Origin of the sequence: Actinomadura soli (genome assembly GCF_005889715.1) — a bacterium.
Taxonomy (GTDB): domain Bacteria; phylum Actinomycetota; class Actinomycetes; order Streptosporangiales; family Streptosporangiaceae; genus Spirillospora; species Spirillospora soli.
This window is the reverse complement of record NZ_VCKW01000422.1, coordinates 1-4,599: the sequence shown is the minus strand read 5'-3', so window position 1 is coordinate 4,599 and position 4,599 is coordinate 1. Positions and strand designations below refer to the sequence as shown.

General features: G+C 71.3%; 4 protein-coding genes. 2 read left to right on the top strand and 2 right to left on the bottom strand.

Features of this window, described 5'->3' with window-relative positions; translation table 11 throughout:
- A partial coding sequence (locus tag ETD83_RS45170; RefSeq protein WP_230421501.1) for a serine/threonine-protein kinase occupies window positions 1-1,387 on the bottom strand: 1,387 nt, incomplete at its 3' end.
- A gap of 52 nt (window positions 1,388-1,439) precedes the next feature.
- On the opposite strand from ETD83_RS45170, the gene ETD83_RS39625 reads away from it, so the two are divergent.
- On the top strand, window positions 1,440-1,991 hold the full coding sequence (locus ETD83_RS39625) for an RNA polymerase sigma factor (RefSeq protein WP_138650396.1): 552 nt from the start codon (window positions 1,440-1,442) through the stop codon (window positions 1,989-1,991).
- 147 nt (window positions 1,992-2,138) lie between these two features.
- Window positions 2,139-3,164 (top strand): sulfotransferase family protein, encoded by a 1,026-nt coding sequence (locus ETD83_RS39620; protein ID WP_230421500.1) that lies wholly within the window; start codon window positions 2,139-2,141, stop codon window positions 3,162-3,164.
- 50 nt (window positions 3,165-3,214) lie between these two features.
- On the opposite strand, the gene ETD83_RS39615 is transcribed toward ETD83_RS39620, so the two are convergent.
- Window positions 3,215-4,599: alpha,alpha-trehalose-phosphate synthase (UDP-forming) (locus tag ETD83_RS39615; RefSeq protein WP_138650394.1), on the bottom strand; the 1,385-nt coding region annotated here is incomplete at its 5' end.

The following is a 4,599-nucleotide window of genomic DNA, read 5'->3' as shown; positions in this document are numbered from 1 at the left end:
CCCCCGCATTCGGCCCCTGCCCCGGACCCATCGGCGGCACGCCCTGCGGCGTGCCGTTCTGCGGAGACTGCATCGGGAACACGGCCGTCTTGCCGTCACTGCCAGTGCCGCCACCCTGGCCGGAACCGTGGCCGGGCCCATGCGGTTGCACCGGCGCGGGATACGGGGGTTGCACCGGTCCCGCGCGACCGTTGTCGGGGGCGGTCGCCGACTCACCGTGGCCGAACGGCGTGGCCCGTCCGCTCGGGTCGTCCACGACCGTCTGCTCCCCGTCCTGCGGACCGGGCGGGAGACGCATCTCGGACGTGCGGGCGTCGTCCTCGGCGTGCTGGTCGAACCGCGTCCGCATGTCGCGCGGACCGCCACCCTGCTGCCCCTGCCCTGGCGCCTGCGCGGACGCCGGCGCCTGCGCAGGCGAACCGCCCTGCGCAGGCGAACCGGCCTGAGCAGGGGAGGGGGACTGCGCCTGACCGGGACCGCCCGGACGGACGCGCTGGCCGTCGCGGTAGAAGTCCTGGACGGTCGCGTCCGCGTCGATCCGCGGCACCTGCGGCGCCGGCGGCCCGTACGAGGACGCCGGCACGCCCGGCGCCGACGTCGGGCGCAGCGTGGACAGCGCCTCGGCGAACGCCTCGGCGGTCGGCCACCGCTTCTCCCGTTCGACCTCCAGGGCCCGCAGGACCACCTGGTCGAACGCGGCCGTCACGCCCTCGCGCAGTTCGCTCGGCGGCGACTTGACCGGCGCCGGCCCCGGCGCCCGTCCGGTGAGCATGTGGTACGTCAGCGCGCCGAGACCGTACACGTCGGCGCGGACGTCCAGGCCGCCGCCGAACCTCGCCTGCTCCGGCGACATGTATCCGGGCGTCCCCACCGGGAGCGTGAACGCCCCGGACGCGTGCGCCAGCGCCTTCGCCAGCCCCAGGTCGGCGATCAGCAGCTTCTCGCCACCGTCCGGCGTCGACTGGAACAGGACGTTGGACGGCTTCAGGTCGCGGTGGATCACGCCCAGCGTGTTGATCACCTCGACGCCGTACGCGATCTCCTCGGCGAGCGCGACCGCATCGCTGACCGGAAGTGGCCGCTCACGCATCCGGTCGCCGAGCGTCCCGCGGTCCGCGTACGACATCACGAAGTAGGGACGCCCGTCCGGCAGCTCTCCGATGTCGTGCACACGGACGAGCCGCTCCGAGTCGGCGCGGCGCAGGATGCGGGCCTCCTCCAGGAAACGGTTGCGCACATCCAGATCGTCGATCAGGCTTCCGGACAGGACCTTTATGGCCACCTGGGAGTCCAGGGCGTCGTCGTGCCCCAGCCATACAGAGGCGAACGCCCCCGAACCCAGGACGCGTTCGATCCGGTAACGGCCTACTGATGGTGGGAAAGACACTCCCGTATCATCCCAACAACGGGGTGAGTGTGCGAACAAGCATTGAGGCGGCATGGCATTCGACGAAAGGACCGAGGAGCTGGCGGTCAAGGCCGCGGCGGGCGACCAGGGCGCCCTCAACGAGCTCCTCCGCAAGATCGAGCCGGACGTCCTGCGGCACAGCTCCCGCTTCCTGCCCTGCCGGCAGGACGCGGAGGAGGCATGCCAGGACGCGTTGCTGCAGGTCGCGCGGAACATTCACCGGTTCGAGGGCCGGTCGAGGTTCAGCACGTGGCTGCACGTCGTCGTCGCCAACTCCGCCCGCTCCACCTACCGGTCGCTGAAGCGCCGCTCGGTGGAGCAGGCGGGCGAGCTCCCGCAGCAGCGCCCGGACCCCCGCCGGACCAGCGTCATCGCCGGTTCCCGCGTCGACATCCTCGACGCCATGGAGGACCTGGAGGCCCGCAAGCCCGACCTCATCCAGGCCCTCGTCCTGCGGGACGTGTCCCAGCTGGAGTACGCGGAGATCGCCGAGCAGCTCGGGCTGCCGCTCGGCACGGTCAAGTCCCGCATCCACGAGGCGCGCAAGCAGGTCAGGCAGACCCTCGGAGACTCCTACAACTGACCCCGTCGCGGACGAACCCGCAGGCCAGACGGTCCCGCCCGCGGGCGGAGCACGCCGCCCGACACCCGTCAAACGTCGGTCATCGGACGGCAACAGTGCGTTCATCATCCCGGCCGCCGGCCGGGCGGCTGAGCCACCATGCCGTGCATGTCATCAGGCCCGGACCCCCGCCACGACCGTCCGATCTTCATCCTCGGGTGTCCCCGCTCGGGGACGACGCTGCTCCAGCTGATGCTGCACTCGCATCCCCGCGTCGCGATCCCGGTGGAGACGAAGTTCCTCCTCCCCGCCTATACGGCGAGGTGCGAGTTCGGTGACCTCGGGGTCAGGGAGAACAGACGGGCGCTGGCGGAGTGGATCACGGCTGACCGGTCGACCAAGTTCCACACCCTCGGCCTGGACGCCGCCGAGGTCGCCGACGAGATCGTCGCCGGGCCGCCCACGCTGGGCTCGGCGATCGGCGTCGTGTTCCGCGCGTACGCGCGCCGGTTCGGCAAGCCGCGCTGGGGCGACAAGCGTCCGAGCTACTACCGGCACGTCGGCGCGCTGCTGCGGATGTTCCCGGACGCGCAGTTCGTCCATCTCGTCCGGGACGGCCGGGACTGCGTCGCCTCCCTCCTGGAGATGCCCTGGTACGACCAGGACGTCCACCACGCCATCTGCATCTGGCGGGAGGCCGTCGACCGCGGGCGCCGCCTGGCCGAGCGCCTCGGGTCCGACACCTACTACGAGCTGCAGTACGAGCGCCTCGTCGCCGACCCCGCCGACGAGCTGACCAGGCTCTGCGGGTTCCTCGGCGAGGAGTTCGACCCGGCGATGACGAACCCGGGCGGCGTCGCGAAGAAGGCCGTCTCGCCGCGGAAGAAATGGCACGGCCGGACCAAGGACGCCATCACCACCGCCCGCGTCGGATCATGGGCGCAGCGCCTCGACTCCTGGCAGATCAGCCTGGCGGAGGCCGCGTTCGGCGAGCGGCTCGCCGAATACGGCTACGAGCCGAGCGGCCTGCCCAAGCCGTCCGCGTCCCAGCTCACCCGCTTCGCCAAGGTCAGCACCCACCGCCGCATGGCACAGAGCAAGGACGCGCTGCGCGAACGCTGGAAGCAGCGCCACGAACCGAACCCGGTCGAATGCCTCCTGGCCCCGGAGACCACCCCCGCACCCACTCCCTGACACGTACTCCCTGACACCTACCGACCGTTAGTCGAGGGCTTGAGCGTTAGTTAGTCGAGGGCGGCGAGCTGGTCGGCGAACCACCGCTGCGGCGGGAGGGCGGTCGCGGCGGCGGCGAGGCGTCCGCAGCGTTCGGACCGTTCGTCCCGCGGCATCAGCAAGGCGTGGTGCAGGGTCTCGGCGGTCTGGGACACGTCGAAGGGGTTGACCATCAGCGCGTCCTCGGAAAGCTCCGCCGCCGCGCCCGCCTCCCTGGACAGGACGAGCGCGCAGCCGCGTGCCGACAGCACGGGCCCCTCCTTCGCGACCAGGTTCATCCCGTCCCTGATCGGGTTGACGAGCAGCACGTCGGCGAGGCCGTAGGCGGCGAGGGAACGCGGGTAGTCGTCGTTCACCTGCAGGATCAGCGGATCCCAGTCCGCCGTGCCGAACTCCTCGGTGATCTGCTTCGCCGTCCGCTCGACGGCCGCGGTGTACTCCCGGTACTCGGGCAGGTCATAGCGGGACGGGTAGGCGAATGCCAGATGCACCACACGTCCACGCCACTCGGGATGGTTGACGAGTAGTTCGCGGTAGGCGGCGAGCCCACGCACGATGTTCTTGGAGAGTTCCGTCCGGTCGACACGCAAGATGAGCTGGCGGTCACCCACCTGTTCGCGCAGCGCGCGCGCCCGCTCCGCGACGTCCTGTTCGGCGGCGCGTTGGCGCAATGCCGTCCCGTCGATGCCCAGCCCATGGACGCCCACGCGCGTGACGTGCCCCGACCAGGTGACCGTACGGGCCGCACGGTCGACGCGCGCCCCCGGCAGCATTTCGCAGCAGTCGAGGAACGCGGACGCCCATCGCTCGGTGAGGAACCCAGCGTGGTCGGCGCCGAGGATGCCCAGAAGGACCTGCGAGCCGATGGCGTCGGGAAGCAGCCGGAAATACTCGGGCGGCGCCCACGGCGTGTGCGAGAAGTGCACGATTCTCAGGTCGGGACGCCGGTCCCGGAGCATCCGCGGTGCCAGCGACAGGTGGTAGTCCTGGATCGCGGCCTTCGCCCCAGGTGCGGCATCACGCGCCAGAGCGTCGGCGAACGCCGCGTTGTACGCCTCATAGGACTGCCAGTCGCGGCGGGCGCGAGCGTCGAAGTGCGGGCTGCGCGGCGTGTCGTACAGAAGGTGATGGACGAACCACAACGTCGAGTTGGCCACGGCGTTGTACGCGCGGTGGAACGTCCCCTCGGGGATGTCCAGCATCCGCACCGCCGCGCCACCCGTCTCGTACCCCGCGAGGTCGATACGGCCGTCCGGTGAACGGCGGGCAGCGGTCCGGTCGGCTTCGCCCAGGCTCGCGCACACCCACAACACATCAGGAGCGTCCACGGACGGCACCGCGTCCGCCCCTGCGCCGCGCTCCGCCCCCGGATCCCGGGACCCACCCGTGACAGCGG

Excerpts from the sequence above, each read along its gene's own strand:
- ETD83_RS39625 (WP_138650396.1), top strand. The coding sequence starts at position 1,440 with ATGGCATTCGACGAAAGGACCGAGGAGCTGGCGGTCAAGGCCGCGGCG.
- ETD83_RS39620 (WP_230421500.1), top strand. The coding sequence starts at position 2,139 with ATGTCATCAGGCCCGGACCCCCGCCACGACCGTCCGATCTTCATCCTC.